We start from the raw sequence: 17,273 nt of genomic DNA, 5'->3' as shown, positions 1-17,273 counted from the left end.
TTAGCTAAAAACCATACCATTTGTATTTCATATGAATACTGTATATATTATAAATTTTTATTTTAGGAGGAAAAAATGAAAGCTGTTATTCTTGCAGGTGGATATGGAACGAGGATTGGGGAAGAAACTCATTTAAAACCAAAACCTATGATTGAAATTGGAACAAAGCCTATTTTATGGCACATTATGAGTTTGTATAGTTATTACGGGATTACTGAGTTTATTATTTGCTTAGGCTATAAAGGATATGCAATTAAAGAATTCTTTTTAAATTACAACTTACACATGTCCGATTTCACGATACATTTAAGTGACAATACAATTACGAACCACTCTCATCGTATAGAACCATGGAAAATTACATTAATCGATACTGGTCTAAATACCGAAACAGGTGGACGAGTTAAAAAAATACAACATTACGTTGGGGATGAGCCTTTCTGCCTCACTTATGGCGATGGATTAAGTAATGTAAATATAAAAGAACTCATTGCTTTTCATAAAAAACACGGCAAAACGGCTACTGTTACAGCCGTACAACCTCCTGGTAGATTCGGTTCTCTCGTCTTAGATAAACAATCTGTAACATCCTTTCAAGAGAAGCCACTAGGTGATGGCGGATGGGTTAACGGTGGATTTTTCGTTTTAAATCCTGATGTTTTCAACTACATTAGTGGAGATAAATCTGTTTTTGAAACAGACACTTTAGTTCAGTTAGTAAACAAAAACGAATTGGCTGCATATCAACATACTGGTTTTTGGCATCCAATGGATACATTGCGCGATAAAAATAAATTAGTCGAGCTATGGGAAAGTAATAATGCTCCGTGGAAGGTTTGGTAATATGGCTTCATCATCTTTTTGGAATAAGAAAAAAGTATTCATTACGGGACATACTGGCTTTAAAGGCTCATGGCTCACCCTTTTTTTAAGTTCTTTAGGCGCAGAAGTAGTTGGCTATTCTTCTCATCCCCCATCCATCCCTAACCTTTTTGAACAAGGTAACGTAGCAAAAGAATGCACATCAATTAAAGGCGACATTACAGATTACGATTCTTTATTCCATACCCTGAAACAACATACCCCGGACATACTATTTCATTTAGCAGCCCAGCCAATCGTCACCACTTCATACAAAAATCCTATCGAAACATTTAAAACGAATGTTTTAGGTACCGTTCACGTATTAGAAACCGCAAAACATATAGAAAGTATACGTAGTATCATTAATGTTACAAGTGATAAATGCTATGAAAATGACGGGAGCGGTAACCGAGCATTCGTGGAAACTGACCGGCTAGGAGGTTTCGATCCTTATAGTGCTAGTAAAGCTTGCGCTGAACTAGTTGCAACGTCCTATCAAAAATCATTCTTTCGCACTAACACTCTGCATCTTGCCTCAGTAAGAGCAGGTAACGTCATCGGCGGCGGTGATTGGGCAGAAGACCGATTATTCCCAGATGTCATTCGTGCATATTTACAAGATGATACATTAAATATTAGAAACAAGCACGCGATTCGCCCGTGGCAACACGTATTAGATCCTTTACATGGCTATATCCTTTTAGCTGAGAAGCTTTGGAAGGATGCCGAATATGCAGCAGCGTGGAATTTCGGCCCGATAAATGAACCTAACAGAACAGTTCATGATATCATTCACTCTATAATGAAATTATGGAATCAACCACTAACAATCCATTTCCCCCATACAAATACTCCTTATGAATCGCCCATTTTAACACTAGATAGTACAAAAGCAGTAAATAAACTCGGTTGGACTCCTAAGTTATCAACAGATCATTCTATCGCTTGGACTGTTGATTGGTACAAAAAATATGCATCTGGTGAAAATATGGAATCTTTCACGCGCCAACAAATCGGTGCATTCAAAAATTTATAAGGGGGCTATAAAATGGAACAGAAAAAATGCCGTTTTTGCCACTCATTACTCACAAATACTTTTTTAGATTTAGGTGTTTCCCCTCTCGCTAACTCATTTGTAGCTCCTGAACACTCATATAAAATGGAACCATTTTATCCGCTCCACACATTTGTTTGTCACTCTTGTTTACTTGTACAATTAGATGAATTTGAATCTCCGCACAACATTTTTCATGACTATTTATACTTCAGCTCTTACTCCTCCAGTTGGCTACTACACGCTAAACAATATGTAGAAATGGCGGTTAAGCGTTTCAACTTAACAAATCATTCGAAAGTAATTGAAATCGCGAGTAACGACGGGTACTTATTACAATACTTTCAAAAAGAACATATCGAAACGTTAGGAATTGAACCAGCAAAAAATGTAGCAGAAATCGCTATTCAAAAAGGAATTCCTACTGAAGTGAATTTTTTCAGCAATGACTTAGCAAAAAAATTACCACAAGCTGATTTAATCGTCGCAAATAACGTATTAGCACACGTTCCAAACTTACATGATTTTGTCGCCGGTTTAAAAACGTTATTAAAACAAGATGGCACGATAACAATTGAATTCCCGCACTTATTAAATCTAATTTCCCTTAAACAGTTTGATACGATCTACCATGAGCATTTCTCCTATTTCTCACTTATAAGTCTTCAAAAAGTTTTAGCTCACCATCATTTACAAATTGTCGATGTAGAAGAACTTTCAACGCACGGTGGTTCATTGCGTATTTTTATAAACCATCATAATGACTCATCCACTATCCATTCCAATGTTACAAACTTAATCCAAAAAGAAGTAGATCACGGGCTAGATACATTAGATTGCTATCTCCTTTTCTCTAAACACATCGAACAATTGAAAATAAATATTTTAAAGTTTTTTATCGAAGCGAAAGCTTTAAACAAACAAATTATCGGTTACGGTGCTCCAGCTAAAGGAAACACCCTTTTAAACTATTGCGGGATAGGAAAAGAATTTCTAGCTTATACAGTAGATAAAAATCCTCACAAACAAAATCTCCTTCTACCAGGAACTCGCATTCCAATAAAATCTCAAGAAGAAATTAAACGTACAAAACCCGATTACATTCTCATACTTCCTTGGAATTTAAAAGATGAAATTATGAAAGAATGCTCTTTCATTCGTGAATGGGGCGGCAAATTTTTAGTAACGATTCCAGAAGTTGAGGTGATTGAGCCATGAAAAAAATCCTTGTAACAGGCGGTAGTGGATGGATTGGTAAATATGTTGTAAATTCTCTTATACAAAAGGGCTATGAAGTGCACGCCACTTACAATACAAATAAGCCTTCTCACCTTTCTTGCCATTGGCATAAATTAAACTTACTTTGCGATGAAGAAGTAAAAAAACTCATTTACGACATGAAGCCTAGTCATCTCATTCATTTAGCTTGGGAAGCAGTGCCGCCAGCGTGTTATGTATCTATTAATAATTACTATTGGCTTACATCCAGTATCTCGTTGATTCAACACTTCACAACTTGCGGTGGAAAGCGAGTCGTTGTTGCCGGTACTGGCGCAGAATATGAATGGTTTAACGGCGTACTATTTGAAGATTCACCGCTTCTTTCCTATAAAACACCGTATTCATTATGTAAAAACGCGCTACACTCCTGGCTACAAACGTATGCTGAGCAAACCGCCCTCAGCATGTGTTGGGGCCGCATTTTTCATATGTATGGCCCTCACGAACAAGGGAACCGACTCGTTTCTAACATTATCAATTCCTTATTAAAAAATGAGGAAGCACTATGTACACACGGAAAACAATCAAGAGATTTTCTCCATGTGAGCGACGTCGCTCATGCTCTCGTAACAGTATTAGAACATGGCGTTACAGGAACAATCAATATCGCTTCTGGTCAATCTGTACAAATTAAAGAATTAGCTTCTATCATTGCTAAAAAAATAGGAAAAGAACATTTCATTAAACTAGGTGCGATTCCTTTCTCTAAAGATGAACCTTTATTTGTCGGCGTTAATGTAGAGCGTTTAAAAACTGAAGTAAACTGGAAACCAACATACGATCTAAATACTGGAATCGAAGAAACAATTTTATGGTGGGAATCATTTATAAAAAAGCATAACGATACGCATTACTAAAACGTAAATCCTTCGTCCCACTTGCTAAATCCTTATACCATTCTTCTAATTTTTCAGGTGTAATAATATGATGCGTGCCCATTCCCCCTTGCTTACTAGCTTCAGAAAGAGTAGGACCAATTTGTAATTTCCTCTTTCTCATCGCATCGTTCCAAGGGCTGAAACCAAACCATGCAATACACGCAAGTGGCGGATAAATCATAGATTCATGTGCAGATAAATGTCTTCCAACCGTATAACTTCCATGTTCATGATTATGAATAAATCTACCTCTTCTCCATAACGGCCAATCTTCTGGTAAATAACCGTGAAATCGCTGTTTCATTAAAGGTATTCCAAAGTTAAGGTCTGGATAATTATAGTTAAGATCATCGACCATAATAAGCCCTTCCAGCCAATACATCCTCCCTCCCAATTCATTTAGTGATTTCCAAAACTGATTTTTATCTTGCACACAAAGGAACTCAGTCGTATTTAAAATCATTTTCCATCCCTTTACTTCTTGTTCTACCATCATCACTTCATTATCTGTCGCTAGTGCATCAAATTCTGGATTTAAAGAATCTCGCACTTCCCAATGCGGCGCGAATTTTTTACAAATTTTCACTGAACGATCAGTAGAACCTTTATTAATTAAAATGCCATGATTAAACAGTTTCGTATGATGCATAAGCCACCACGGCAATAAATATTCTTCATTATAAAAATGAGAAATAACGGTTGTAGTTATAACAATCTCCTCCTCTTTCTCTATTAATCTACTTTTTCATCCTACTCTTACTATACTTATCATTAATGTAATTGGTTTCTTTTATTTCAAAAATATGTTTTTCTACCATATACTATGCTTTCTTAAACAATTTCCATTTTCTAAAGAAACATCCAAACAAACTGAAAATTAAGTTATAATATCATTATAAAATTATGAAGGAGGAATGCATTCATGTACTACAACACTTCATTCGAAAACGATCAACCTGTAGGCCGTCTATAAACTAAGGCGGGCATTCATATAACACATAACACTATGCCTCGTCTTAGGGAACTCATAATACCCTAAAAATAGACGGAGGTACTTTACATGAAACAAACAATTTTAGGAGCTATATGTTTATCACTAGCAGCAAGTATATGGGGCGGTATGTATGTTGTTAGTAAATACGTACTCGATTTTATCCCACCACTGACACTCGTTTGGCTACGCTTTATCATTGCTTTTGTTGTTTTATATGCAATTTTGAAAATAGCTAAAAAAAAGCAAAAGAAAAAAGTAACCATTCACAAAAAAGATTGGCTACTCTTCGCCTGGATTGGATTTATCGGCTATTTCATTTCGATCACATGTCAATTTATCGGAACAAAATTATCCGACGCTCATACAGGCTCGTTAGTAACGTCAGCTACACCTGCATTTATGGTTATATTTGCAGCAATCATTTTAAAAGAAAAGCTAACCGCTCGCAGATTGCTATCTACTATAATAGCGACAATCGGTGTCATTATCGTCATTGGATGGGATATTGAAATTGGCTCCTATTTTATCGGTACAATCATATTAGTCGGGGCCGCTATTACGTGGGCTTTACTATCCATTTATGTGAAGATTGCTTCAGCTCGATTTTCATCTTTAGTTATTACAACGTACGCCATATTCTTTTCACTCTTTTTCATTACACCTTTTATGATATGGGAACTACAATCAACCTCTATCGAAACAGTAAATACGTACGTAATATTAGGCGTAATTTACTTAGGTGTCGTCTCAACGGCAGGTGCCTTTTTCCTTTGGAATAAAGGATTAGAATTAATGGACGCAAGCATCGGATCGTTATTTTTCTTCTTCCAACCTATCGTCGGATCGTTGCTTGGTTGGCTCTTATTAAATGAGACATTAAATAGTAACTTTTTTATTGGTGGTATTCTTATTATATGTAGTGTTTTCATTACTACTTTTGAAAAGAAATGAAAAAACAGGCAGAGATTCTTAATCTCTGCCTGTTCCATACTCTTTACGCACTCCAATGCGATGGACGGGACAACATTTTCGGCAATTTCGTATGTTTGTCCCCTTTCGCTGCATTAATTTGAACTTGCGTCAGAAAAATACTATTTGTAAAATCAGCCCCACGAATATCTGCATCTCGTAAATCTGCTCCGATAAGATCTGCTCCTCTTAAGTTTGCTCCATTTAAGTTTGCCGCAATTAAATAAGCTCCTCTTAAATTCGCTCCTTGCAAATCTTTCTTCTTCAAATTTGCTCCCATAAGATCTGCTCCGCGGTGACTCATTCGTTTCTTATGCGCGGCATTCATTTCCTTCCAAACTAGCTCACTCGTTTCTAAAAGTAATACATTTACTTCTGCACGGTGTAACGGAATATTTACTTTCATTAACTCGTCCGCATTTAAATTTGAAAGGCGCTCCGTCTCTTCAATTGCTTTACTTAGTTCTTTATGAATCGGTTGTGTGGCCGTCAAAAGAATAGCCTCATTCAAATACCACAGTATTTCATGAAGCTGATGCATAATCGGAAAAGCATCATACATTTTTCTCGCATGCTTTGCATCTTTCCGCCAATCAATCCCGTTAAATGTCACTTGAGAAATCTTCTGTCCAGCACCGAAACACTCAAATACTGTACAACCTTTATAACCTTTTCCTCTAAGATTTTTATGTATGCTACATTTAAAATCTGATTGTAAGTTAGAACATGGCTTCCCGCCATCTTTATTCACCGCAAAATCTACCGATGCTGCGAACGGTAACGCTACACAACATAGACCGAAGCATTTTTCACAGTTTGCTTTTAAATGATCGTTATGATTAGTCAAAATATATACCCCCTGTTGTCTTTTGACTATTTCATAATATTCCAACTGCACTAAATAATCAATTTTAAAATAAAATAGACTCTTTCATTTCAAATCATAACTTTATCATTTGATTTCCTTTCAATTGAAAAAGACAGTTTCTATCTAATGAATTATAATTAAATTATAAATATTCAAACTAAAAGGAGACTTACTATGGCACTCGAAATGAAAACAAACTGTCAAATTTGCGACCAATCTCTCGAATCAAATTCCGAAGCATACATTTGCGTGTATGAATGTACATTTTGTGCACCATGTACAGAAGAAAGACAAAATGTTTGCCCAAACTGTGGCGGCGAATTAGTACGTAGACCGAAGAAGAAATAGAAAAAAGCAAAGCGATATCGCTTTGCTTTTTTATTGTTTTTGGGATATATAGAAATTCTACCAATCACAAATTAAACGTTTAAAAACTTCACACAAACAGGCTCTGGTACAACAACATCAGATTGTAGCAGTGTTAACTTCCCTGTCGTTTCATTTCTTGAAAATAGCACAAGGTTATGTGACTTTTCATTTGTCGCAATAAGAAACTTTTCAGTCGGATCTAATACAAAGTCCCTCGGCCAATTTCCTTCTGTAGATGTATGTGCAACAAATGTAAGCTGACCTGAATTTTGATCCACACTGAAAACAGCGATACTATTATGACCGCGATTACCTGCATATACAAAGTGGCCGTCAGAAGAAATATGAATCGCACTTCCTTGACTATTGTCATCAAATTCTTTTGGAACGGTAGAAATATACTGCAACTCTGTAAAGGACCCTTCTTCCGGATTATATGATAATGCAATAACTTCCGAGCTAAGTTCAGTCATGGCATAAGCATGTTTTCCGTTCGGGTGGAAAGCAATATGTCTCGGACCACTTCCTGGGTTTACAGACAAACTATTTACTTCTTTTAACTTACTATCTTTTATTTCATACGTAATGATTTTATCAATCCCTAAATCAACACCCACTACATATTTTTCATCAGGAGTGTATCCCGCATAATGTCCATGTGGTTTTTCTTGCCTTTCTTTGTTCGGACCTGAACCTTCATGTGCCATAATAGATGTGGCAGCATTTACAGTTCCATCTTCTTCATTAACTACAAAAGACTCAATCGTTCCTTTATGATAATTTGCTGTAACTACCGTATGGTTTCCACTATCAACACTAATATGACAAGGAGAAGCCCCTTCTACTACTTGTCTGTTTTCTTCCTTTAGCTCTCCAGTATGACTATGAATCGAATAAGCAGCTACACCACCAGATTCGCCTTCCTTAACAACAGAATAGAGATATTGATTATTTTTGCTAATCGTTACATATGTAGGGTTATCCAGCTTGGCCGCAAGTGTTACATTACTAATTTTTTTTGCTTCCGTGTCTAAAGTAAACTTATATATTCCTTCACTATTTTCTTTCGTGTACGTTCCAACATATCCAATAAACTCTTTGTTATCCTTCATTTTCATAACCCTCTCCCTATAGTTTTTGTCCCTCATATTTTTTACAGAACAACCTTAAACTATTTTTTGAAAGAACATCTAAAAAAACTTGAGTACCTCTTTATAAGTTACCATATTTCCCTGCCAAATAGCCTCTAAACCCACTTTTTCTGAAAAGCCGCTATACTCTCATATTCTTCTTCCAGATGACGGGCCAGACGAATATAGATCGGTATTAATTCTTTATATTTCTCCACACTTTCCATGTTTGGCTCATGATAAAAATTGGCACCTACCATATGAGAAACTACATGTAATGTATCTATTTCACCTAAGCTATATAACCCGAGGATTGCCGCTCCTAAGCAAGAGCTTTCGAAACTTTCAGGAACATATACGTCTTGATGAAAAATATCCGCCATCATCTGTCTCCAAAGTTCCGATCTTGCAAAGCCACCTGTCGCTTGAATTTTTTTCGGTTCACCAATTAGCTCTTTTAAAGCAAGAAGAACTGTATACAAGTTATAAATGATTCCCTCTAAAACAGCACGGATAAGATGCTCTTTCTTATGATGTAGCCCAAGCCCAAAGAAAGATCCACGCGCATTCGCATTCCATAAAGGAGCTCTTTCTCCTGCTAAATACGGATGAAATAATAAACCATCCGATCCAGGATTCACTTTCGCTGCTATTTCAGTAAGCAATTCATAAGGATCTTTTCCTAAGCGCTTCCCATGTTCAACTTCTAACGCACATAATTGGTCACGAACCCACCTAAAAATCATACCACCGTTATTAACCGGTCCACCAATTACCCAAAGGTCCTCAGTTAACGCATAACAAAAAGTCCTACCTTTCGGATCCGTTACAGGCTGATTTGTTACAACTCGCACCGCACCGCTCGTACCAATTGTAATAGCAACTACTCCAGGTTCTATTGCATTTACACCTAAATTCGATAGTACCCCATCACTCGCACCGACTATAAAAGGAGTAGTAACAAGTACATTCATCTCTCTTGCAAATTCTTCATCTAATCCTATTAAGCTGTGCGTCGTTGGAACGAGTTTAGAAAGCTTTCCCTCCGAAATTCCTGCAACACGAAGAGCTTCTTCATCCCACTTTAAAGATTTCAAATTGAACATCCCTGTTGCTGATGCTATAGAATAATCAATTACATATTCATTAAATAACTTATAGAAAACATACTCTTTAATTGAGATGAATTTATAGCTTTTTGCAAATAACTCAGCATGTTCATTTTTAAGCCAAACTAATTTTGAAAGTGGTGACATAGGATGGATTGGTGTTCCAGTACGAAGGTAAATTTCATGACCATTCATATCATTTTTTATTTTTTCTGCCCAGCTTGCACTTCTATTATCTGCCCAAGTAATACATCTCGTTAACGGCTTCCCTGCTTCGTCTACAGCAATGACACTATGCATTGCCGAACTAAAAGAAACACAAAGAATATCAACTAGCTGCACATTACTCGATTGTATAGTTTCTTTAATCGTATGTATGACCGCTTGAAAAATCTCTTCTGGATCTTGTTCTGCTGTTTCTGGTGCGGGAGAATATAAAGGGTATTCAATCCCATGACTTGTAATAACTGATCCATCCACCGAAAACAAAACTGATTTTGTACTAGTTGTCCCAATATCTACACCAATCATATATTTCGAGCTCACTATGTAACCCCTTTCAAATTATTCCTATAGCAAAAGAGCACCATGATGTATACAAAAAGACGCTCCCTTATGAGAGCTACGTTTTCATAAACTTCACTCTCCATAAGGGGATCCTTTTTATAACCATTGTGCTGTTTTGAAAATGCATGGTGTCTTTTTATATCGCTGCTTTCACGTAATAAGGTACCAAACTCAGGATTTATTTTACAGGATGAAGTTACATAGAGATTGGTCCTCTCGTGAAAAGCAATTTGTGAAAACTTTACTTCCTTATAACTTAGGCGCTTTCGCCCAATCCGCAGCAAACTTTTCAATACCTTGATCTGTTAGCGGATGCATAGCAAGTTGTTCAATGACTTTATAAGGAATTGTTGCAATGTGAGCACCTGCCATCGCTACACGAGTTACATGATCTGGGTGTCTGACAGAAGCCGCAATAATTTGTGTATCTAATTGGTGAACATCGAATAATTCAGCAATTTTAGCAACTAATAGTACGCCATCTTCAGAAATATCATCTAAGCGACCTAAAAATGGAGAAACGTACGTTGCACCTGCTCGAGCAGCTAAAAGAGCTTGGTTCACAGTGAAAATAAGTGTAACGTTTGTTTTCACACCTTTTTCAGTAAGGTAGCGGCAAGCTTCTAATCCTGCTAGCGTCATCGGAAGTTTTATCGTGATGTTTTTATCACCACCGTTAATTTTAATCAGTTCTTCTGCTTGAGAGATCATTTCTTCAGCTTCTACAACATCTGGAGTTACTTCTGCCGAAACAGATTCAACGTTAGGTACTGCCTGACAAATTTCTGCAATACGGTCTTCAAACTTAATGCCTTCTTTCGCTACTAAAGACGGATTTGTTGTCACGCCAGCTAAAACACCTAGTTTATATGCTTTTTTTATGTCCTCAAGATTTGCAGTATCAATAAAAAACTTCATGATTTATTCCCTCCATTTTTTAAACGTTAACGAGTTATACTTTTAAAATGTTTATTTCTTTTCTACTGCATGTCCGCCAAATTCATTGCGCAGTGCTGCTACAACTTTCCCTGTAAATGTATCATTATCTAATGAGCGGTAGCGCATTAATAGAGACATTGCGATAACAGGAGTTGCTGTTTGAAGGTCTAATGCTGTTTCTACTGTCCATTTCCCTTCACCAGAAGAATGCATAACGCCCTTAATTTCATCCAGTTTTGCATCTTTAGAAAATGCATTTTCAGTCAATTCCATTAACCATGAACGAATGACTGAACCGTTGTTCCATACTCTTGATACTTTTTCATAATCGTAATCAAATTCACTCTTCTCTAAAACCTCAAATCCTTCACCAATAGCAGCCATCATTCCGTATTCAATTCCGTTATGAATCATTTTTAAGAAGTGACCGCTACCAGCTTTCCCTGCATATAAGAATCCATTTTCTACAGCTGTATCACGGAAGATAGGTTCAACGATGTCCCAAGCTTCTTGATCTCCTCCGATCATGTAACAAGCACCATTACGAGCACCTTCCATTCCGCCAGAAGTTCCTGCATCCATAAAGTGAATACCATCTTTCTTTAATTGCTCATATCGGCGAATAGACTCTTTATAATGTGAATTGCCAGCTTCAATTAAAATATCTCCTTTTGATAACAGCGGTGTAACCTCATTAATAACAGAATCAACAACAGCGTGCGGAACCATCACCCATAGAATTCTTGGTGATTCCAATGATTGAACGAGTTCGCTTAAACTAGATACACCTGTAGCACCGTACTCTTTCATTTCTTCCACCGCACTCGTATTTAAATCAAATGCCGCTACTTCATGTTTATGATCAATTAAATTCTTCCCTAAATTTAATCCCATTTTACCTAAACCAATTAATCCTACTCTCATAATATAATTCCTCCTTGAATTACCTTTCATCATAAATACACATTAATAAAATGATGAATATCTTTTTGTCATATTTCTTTACTTATATGGATGTACTTATTTTTTCAATCCTTCATCTAACCACCATTTAAATTCACTTTCTTGTAATAGAGCATGAGCAGCATCCGGACCATACGAGCCAGACTCATATTCATGAAGAGGTAACAAGTTTTCTTCGAATGCTTCAAGGATTGGCTGCACCCATTCCCATGACAATTCAACTTCTCTCCAGTGAGCAAAGAATGTAGAATCTCCACATACAGCATCATAGATAAGCCTTTCGTAAGCTTCAGGTATTCCCACACCTGTTTGCTCACAAGTAAAATGAATACGGATCGGTTCAAGCTCTCCATTGTTCAATGGATTTTTACTATTTAATTGGAGTGAAACATTTTCATTTGGGCTAATTTCAATGATTAACAAATTAGGCGCTGCATTTGGATTACTATCTTGATACTGCTGTTTTAACGTATTTTTAAACTCAATTACAATACGAGTAGACTTTTCTTTCATTCTTTTTCCTGTTCGTATGTAAAAAGGAACATCAGTCCAAAATGGGTTATCAATCCATAAGCGAGCCGCAACAAATGTATCTGTTTGAGAAGAAGGATTTACTCCTGGCTCCTCTCTATACGCCACAACTTGTTGTCCTTTTATCTCCCCTGAAGCATATTGTCCGCGAATGATATGGTTTTGAACGTCTTCTTTTTTCACTTTACGAAGAGTCTCCATGACCTTTCGTTTTTCCTCACGAATTTCACATGCATTGATCTTTTCCGGCAGATTCATAGCAGTCATCATTAATATTTGCAGCATATGATTTTGAACCATATCGCGAATGGCTCCTGCATGATCATAATATGCTGCCCTTTCTTCTACACCAACCGTTTCACTAGCTGTGATTTGTACATTCGCAATATGTTCTTTATTCCAAATCGATTGGAGAACAGGGTTTGCAAATTCAAGTGCTTCAATATTTTGAACCATCGGCTTACCTAAATAATGATCAATACGGTATATTTCGTCTTCTTCAAACGTTCGACTAAGCCTATCATTCAGCTCTCGGGCAGATGTAAGATCATGACCAAATGGTTTCTCAATCATTAGGCGCTTCCATCCATCCGTTTTATCAAGTCCACTTTCTTTAATATTTAAAGCAATGGTCTCAAAGAAGTCAGGAGTAACTGAAAGGTAGAACATTCTATTCCCTTGTATATTTTGTTCTTCTTCCCTTTCACGAACTACTTGCAATAACCTTTTATAATCTTCTGGCTTATTCACATCTAATGGACAATAACGAAAACACTCTAAAAAATCTTCTATTTTCGGAGTACCTTCATCTTTGCGACGAGAAAAAGTTTCTATTGATTCTTTTACTCTTTTTTGAAAATCTAAATGAGATACTTCACGTCTTCCAAGCCCAATAACGGATATTTGCTTTGGAAGCTTTTGATCTCTATATAAGTTATATAGTGCAGGGTAAATTTTCCTTTTAGCTAAATCCCCTGTTGCTCCAAATAAAACAAAGGTCATTGATTCCAATTTCAGTCCCCCTCGTGATGTATAGTCATTGTCACTATAGTAAAAATGCATTGTACAGAAGCTACTATTATTGTTGATCCAATCTTACTTCTTAAATTCTAATTTTTTATATTTGTCGCTTTCTCATTGTCCCCAATATTAATAGTGGCAATTCAAAGCATTTTCCCCACATCCTACTTACTCAGTTTAACTTATATTAAATAACTTAATTACTTTTAGTAATTAAGTTACGTTATGTCTACCATATTAACTACATAGATTATAATCGTCAAGAAAAGTGTCTCGAATTAAAGATTTTTATTCCGTAACATCTTATTAGAAATATGTTCATGAGCTGAATAATAAAAAGGCAAAACCGAACAAGAATATGTTCGGTTTTGCCTTTTTATTATTGTTTCAAATGATTTTTAACTGCCCTTATAACTAATTCATGATCTTCTTCTGGTGGTAACCCTGAAACTGTTATCATTCCAATAACTCCTACATCTTTTATTTGCACAGGAACGCAACCACCAAATGCAGCATAATCCGACCTATCTAAAAGATATTTTTCATTATATGGAATGCCCGTTATTTCACTTTGTATCTGCATATAATACGAGCTATGATTATGCAAAGAAACAACTCGTTTTTTACGCTCAATCCATTGTGTATTTTCCGCAGTTGTCCCTGTCATCTTGAAATGAAATAGTTGCACACCATTTTTCGCTATATCAACAGCAATCAATTTCCCTTCCTTCCTCGCTGTTTCAACGATAAATAAACCTATTTGCAAAGCATCTTCATTTGTAAAAGACGAAAATTGAAGTGTTTCCTCCTCTATTAAAATTTGTTTACTAATTTCATTCAAATTTGAAGTACTCATATGTTTATCCCCCTTACTCACTTTATGCCACATTGCTATTTTTAAAATTATGCGACCCTACCGTACTGACTTTCCATATAACCTAATAACGTAAAGCGTATTCTTTTCTTCTTGGTGCTATTATGAATTATATTTAACGCCTTAAAAATGTATGTCCTTTCGTACTAAACATTTCGTATAGAAGTTTTCTTCCGGATACTTCTTACAAGCATAAAAAAACCAGTTGATTGAGCAACCGGTTCGCTAAAATTTTCATATAGGATATTCATTCAACCAAATGAATGCTTGTTCATAATCATCGAAAAATTTTATAGATTCTTTTGTATTGGATTGTTGTAAATAATTCAGTATCTCCCCTTCTTCAAGGAGAAAAGCAATTGCCTTACTGTGATTCAAAATCGTTTCATTGAAAAACTTATCTTTCCATACTTTTTGAACAGAAAAATGATCTGGCGTGTACCCTTTTCTATCTACCAGCAATTTGTATTTCCGTCCCTCGGAAATGAATTGCTGACAAACTTGCTCGAAGCCATTAAACCATTCATAAACATCATCTGTTTTAATCTTGCCTATAAGACGAGTAACAATTATATCTCCGGAAACAGTTGTACTAATATTCAGTTTACTCAAATTGGAATCATCTCCCTTAGTTACAATTATACGGAAATATCCCATGAAATCAATAAGATAAAATTGTTACGCATTGAAGCAATCTTATTTACGAAAAGAGCCTATGTGAAAGATGATCTTGTGTCGCTAATTTAAAAAAGGACAGACTCTCCAAACGGAGAAGTCTGTCCCAAAATCGTTCTATTTTATTTTACATTAGAACTAACAATCGTGAATTAGAATAATGACTTAATACTTGCTAAAACAGTAAGTACACCTACAATAATAACAAATACGTTACTCATTTTCCCTTTGTATTTAGCTAGTACTGGTACTTTATTGATTGCATACATCGGTAATAGACATAAGATAGCAGCAACTAATGGACCGCTTAGAGAATCAATAAGTCCAAGAATACTTGGATTTGTATAAGCAACAAACCAGCATGATAATACAACAAAAGTAAGGACGATTGTCTTAATTGTTTTTTCTTCAATAACTTTTCCACGTGATTTACCGAACTTAATAATCATGTCACGCATTACTTCAAATGCTCCGATATAATGGCCAAGGAATGATTTTGTAATAGCCACAAAAGCAATGATTGGAGCTGCAATCGTAATTACAGGTGAATTAAGCTCATTAGCAAGATATGAAAGAATTGATAAGTTTTGCTCTTTTGCCATTTTTAAATCCTCTGGAGTCAAGCTCAGTGTACTACTCCAAACGAAGAACATAACTACAGCGAATGTCATGATATAACAAACTTTTTGTATTTGCGCACATTTAGCATCAGTAGCTTCTATTCCATACGTAGCCCTCTGTTTCACAACAAATGATGAAATCATAGGTGAATGATTAAATGAGAATACGATGATTGGTAGAATCAACAATATCGTTCCAAAATATCCTGTTCCTGTTGAAGCAGTAGAAACAGCTGAAAAGCTAAGCATTGACGTATTCCACTGTGGAATTAAAGATATTGCGATAAACAGTAGAGAAGCTATGAAAGGATACACTAGCATACTCATGATCTTTACAGTAATATCTTGACCAAAATTCAGTATAGCGATAAGACCAAGAACTAATACAAGTGATAAAATAGCCCTTGGAGGCTCTGGCATGTGCAATTGATGCACGATAAAGCTACTTGCAGTATTTGTAAGCGCAACCGAATACATTAGCACGATTGTATAAATTGAACCGAAATATACGATGTTAAAAATGATACTTGCTTTATTTCCGAAATACTCTCTAATTGTACCTGTGATCCCCTCATCAGCAGAATTAGAAGCGTATATCATTTTAGCAAGTGCCCTATGTGAGTAATACATAACTGGATATGCAAGCAATGTAATTAGTAGTAATGATAATAAACCACCTGAACCTGCATTAATCGGTAAAAAGAGCACCCCTGCTCCAATTGCAGTTCCAAATAGGCTCAATGCCCATGTAGTATCCTGCTTATGCCACTTTTTCGGATCTGCATATTGCTCATTTTTTAGTGCGATATTTTCAGCTTGAACTTCTATTTTCTTTGCAGTATTCCCGTTCATATAATAACTCCCCCTTGTATCTATTCTTGCGTCTCTCTTTATAGCTAACAAATATTCCTTTTTTCGGAAAATGAATTCCTTACAAGTTGCCCCACATTGCAAGTCCTTCATCATAATGAATCCAAATTGAAACATTCGCTAGTTAGCGTCCTAACATAAATGTTAGCGTCCTAACATAAATGTTAGCGTTCACAAAAAAGTTTACTCGTAATATCCGCTCTTTATATAAAGACCGCTTAAGAGAACAATATTGAATAGACTTCATAAATACGTTGCAACATTTCTAATAACAGTGTATTACTTTTATGGTTTCTCTAAATTACTTGTAAAAGTAATTTCAGTTAAACCGGCCTCTCTTCATTTATGAGGCATTTCTTTCTCAATCCTATACATCACTTTAATAGCTTCGGCAGCATTTATGGTATTGATTACACAAGCCACTGAAGCACTTTACATACATTTCGCCTCTAACCACACACCTTTCTTACTAATAATCGCATTTTTTATATTTTCTCCAGAGATAATAAAATTTCTCTCGACGCACTCATTATAACGTGTATATTTATAAAATTAATATTTTTATATTTTCAGAAATATTAATTGGATATAATTTTACATGGATAATATTTTACAGTTAGCATGCAACCCTTGTTCCTATCGCTTAAAATGGAATTAATCAGCATAAAACACAGTAAAATATTGTTTATTTAAGCTAC

At 35.8% G+C, this 17,273-nt stretch carries 16 protein-coding genes; 6 read left to right on the top strand and 10 right to left on the bottom strand.

Annotated elements, in window-relative coordinates:
- Positions 1–75: 75 nt before the first annotated feature.
- From rfbF to MNO09_RS13095, 4 genes are read left to right on the top strand one after another with little or no spacing between them, the layout of a single operon-like run.
- Positions 76–843 carry a glucose-1-phosphate cytidylyltransferase gene (rfbF, locus tag MNO09_RS13110; RefSeq protein ID WP_000648811.1) on the top strand — a complete coding sequence of 256 codons (768 nt, stop codon included), beginning with the start codon at positions 76–78 and terminating at the stop codon, positions 841–843.
- Position 844: 1 nt separating this feature from the next.
- The gene (gene rfbG / locus MNO09_RS13105) at positions 845–1,900 is read left to right on the top strand and encodes a CDP-glucose 4,6-dehydratase (protein ID WP_088107065.1); all 1,056 of its coding nucleotides are present in this window, start codon (positions 845–847) and stop codon (positions 1,898–1,900) included.
- 12 nt (positions 1,901–1,912) lie between these two features.
- Positions 1,913–3,136: a class I SAM-dependent methyltransferase gene (locus tag MNO09_RS13100; RefSeq protein ID WP_241950168.1), complete on the top strand. Its 1,224-nt coding sequence runs from the start codon at positions 1,913–1,915 to the stop codon at positions 3,134–3,136.
- Positions 3,133–4,056, top strand: coding sequence for an NAD-dependent epimerase/dehydratase family protein (locus MNO09_RS13095; protein WP_000723114.1), 924 nt, complete (start codon positions 3,133–3,135; stop codon positions 4,054–4,056). The genes MNO09_RS13100 and MNO09_RS13095 overlap by 4 nt, the downstream gene beginning before the upstream one ends.
- On the opposite strand, the gene MNO09_RS13090 is transcribed toward MNO09_RS13095, so the two are convergent.
- Positions 4,025–4,810 carry a glycosyltransferase family 2 protein gene (locus MNO09_RS13090; protein ID WP_080014146.1) on the bottom strand — a complete coding sequence of 262 codons (786 nt, stop codon included), beginning with the start codon at positions 4,808–4,810 and terminating at the stop codon, positions 4,025–4,027. The two genes, MNO09_RS13095 and MNO09_RS13090, sit on opposite strands and share 32 nt — an antisense overlap.
- Before the next feature lie 327 nt (positions 4,811–5,137).
- Between MNO09_RS13090 and MNO09_RS13085 the strand changes: the two genes are divergently transcribed.
- Entirely contained in the window at positions 5,138–6,022 is an 885-nt protein-coding gene (locus tag MNO09_RS13085; RefSeq protein WP_000814709.1) for a DMT family transporter, read from the top strand.
- Positions 6,023–6,065: 43 nt separating this feature from the next.
- Here MNO09_RS13085 and MNO09_RS13080 read toward each other — a convergent pair whose 3' ends face one another.
- Positions 6,066–6,887, bottom strand: coding sequence for a pentapeptide repeat-containing protein (locus tag MNO09_RS13080; RefSeq protein WP_000181439.1), 822 nt, complete (start codon positions 6,885–6,887; stop codon positions 6,066–6,068).
- Between the two features lie 195 nt (positions 6,888–7,082).
- On the opposite strand from MNO09_RS13080, the gene MNO09_RS13075 reads away from it, so the two are divergent.
- Positions 7,083–7,256, top strand: a complete 174-nt coding sequence (locus MNO09_RS13075; protein WP_001162795.1) for a DUF1272 domain-containing protein — start codon at positions 7,083–7,085, stop codon at positions 7,254–7,256.
- 71 nt (positions 7,257–7,327) lie between these two features.
- On the opposite strand, the gene MNO09_RS13070 is transcribed toward MNO09_RS13075, so the two are convergent.
- The 8 genes from MNO09_RS13070 to MNO09_RS13035 all read right to left on the bottom strand — a co-directional run bounded on the left by MNO09_RS13070 (position 7,328) and on the right by MNO09_RS13035 (position 16,557).
- The gene (locus MNO09_RS13070) at positions 7,328–8,395 is read right to left on the bottom strand and encodes a lactonase family protein (RefSeq protein ID WP_000782254.1); all 1,068 of its coding nucleotides are present in this window, start codon (positions 8,393–8,395) and stop codon (positions 7,328–7,330) included.
- A 128-nt stretch (positions 8,396–8,523) separates the two neighbouring features.
- On the bottom strand, positions 8,524–10,065 hold the full coding sequence (gntK, locus tag MNO09_RS13065; RefSeq protein WP_033657643.1) for a gluconokinase: 1,542 nt from the start codon (positions 10,063–10,065) through the stop codon (positions 8,524–8,526).
- A 267-nt stretch (positions 10,066–10,332) separates the two neighbouring features.
- On the bottom strand, positions 10,333–11,001 hold the full coding sequence (gene fsa / locus MNO09_RS13060; protein ID WP_061672754.1) for a fructose-6-phosphate aldolase: 669 nt from the start codon (positions 10,999–11,001) through the stop codon (positions 10,333–10,335).
- Between the two features lie 51 nt (positions 11,002–11,052).
- Positions 11,053–11,946, bottom strand: coding sequence for a phosphogluconate dehydrogenase (NAD(+)-dependent, decarboxylating) (gene gnd / locus MNO09_RS13055; RefSeq protein WP_001263671.1), 894 nt, complete (start codon positions 11,944–11,946; stop codon positions 11,053–11,055).
- 96 nt (positions 11,947–12,042) lie between these two features.
- Positions 12,043–13,527 (bottom strand): glucose-6-phosphate dehydrogenase, encoded by a 1,485-nt coding sequence (zwf, locus tag MNO09_RS13050; RefSeq protein WP_070168980.1) that lies wholly within the window; start codon positions 13,525–13,527, stop codon positions 12,043–12,045.
- A gap of 388 nt (positions 13,528–13,915) precedes the next feature.
- Positions 13,916–14,392 carry a heme-degrading domain-containing protein gene (locus MNO09_RS13045; protein ID WP_000107928.1) on the bottom strand — a complete coding sequence of 159 codons (477 nt, stop codon included), beginning with the start codon at positions 14,390–14,392 and terminating at the stop codon, positions 13,916–13,918.
- Positions 14,393–14,644: 252 nt separating this feature from the next.
- Entirely contained in the window at positions 14,645–15,067 is a 423-nt protein-coding gene (locus MNO09_RS13040; protein ID WP_078183043.1) for an STAS/SEC14 domain-containing protein, read from the bottom strand.
- 170 nt (positions 15,068–15,237) lie between these two features.
- Positions 15,238–16,557 (bottom strand): aromatic amino acid transport family protein, encoded by a 1,320-nt coding sequence (locus MNO09_RS13035; protein ID WP_001014153.1) that lies wholly within the window; start codon positions 16,555–16,557, stop codon positions 15,238–15,240.
- Positions 16,558–17,273 lie beyond the last annotated feature (716 nt).

Origin of the sequence: Bacillus sp. N5-665, assembly GCF_022637375.2 — a bacterium.
Lineage (GTDB): Bacteria > Bacillota > Bacilli > Bacillales > Bacillaceae_G > Bacillus_A > Bacillus_A wiedmannii.
The sequence above is the reverse complement of the archived record's forward strand: the minus strand, read 5'-3'. Positions and strand labels throughout refer to the sequence as shown.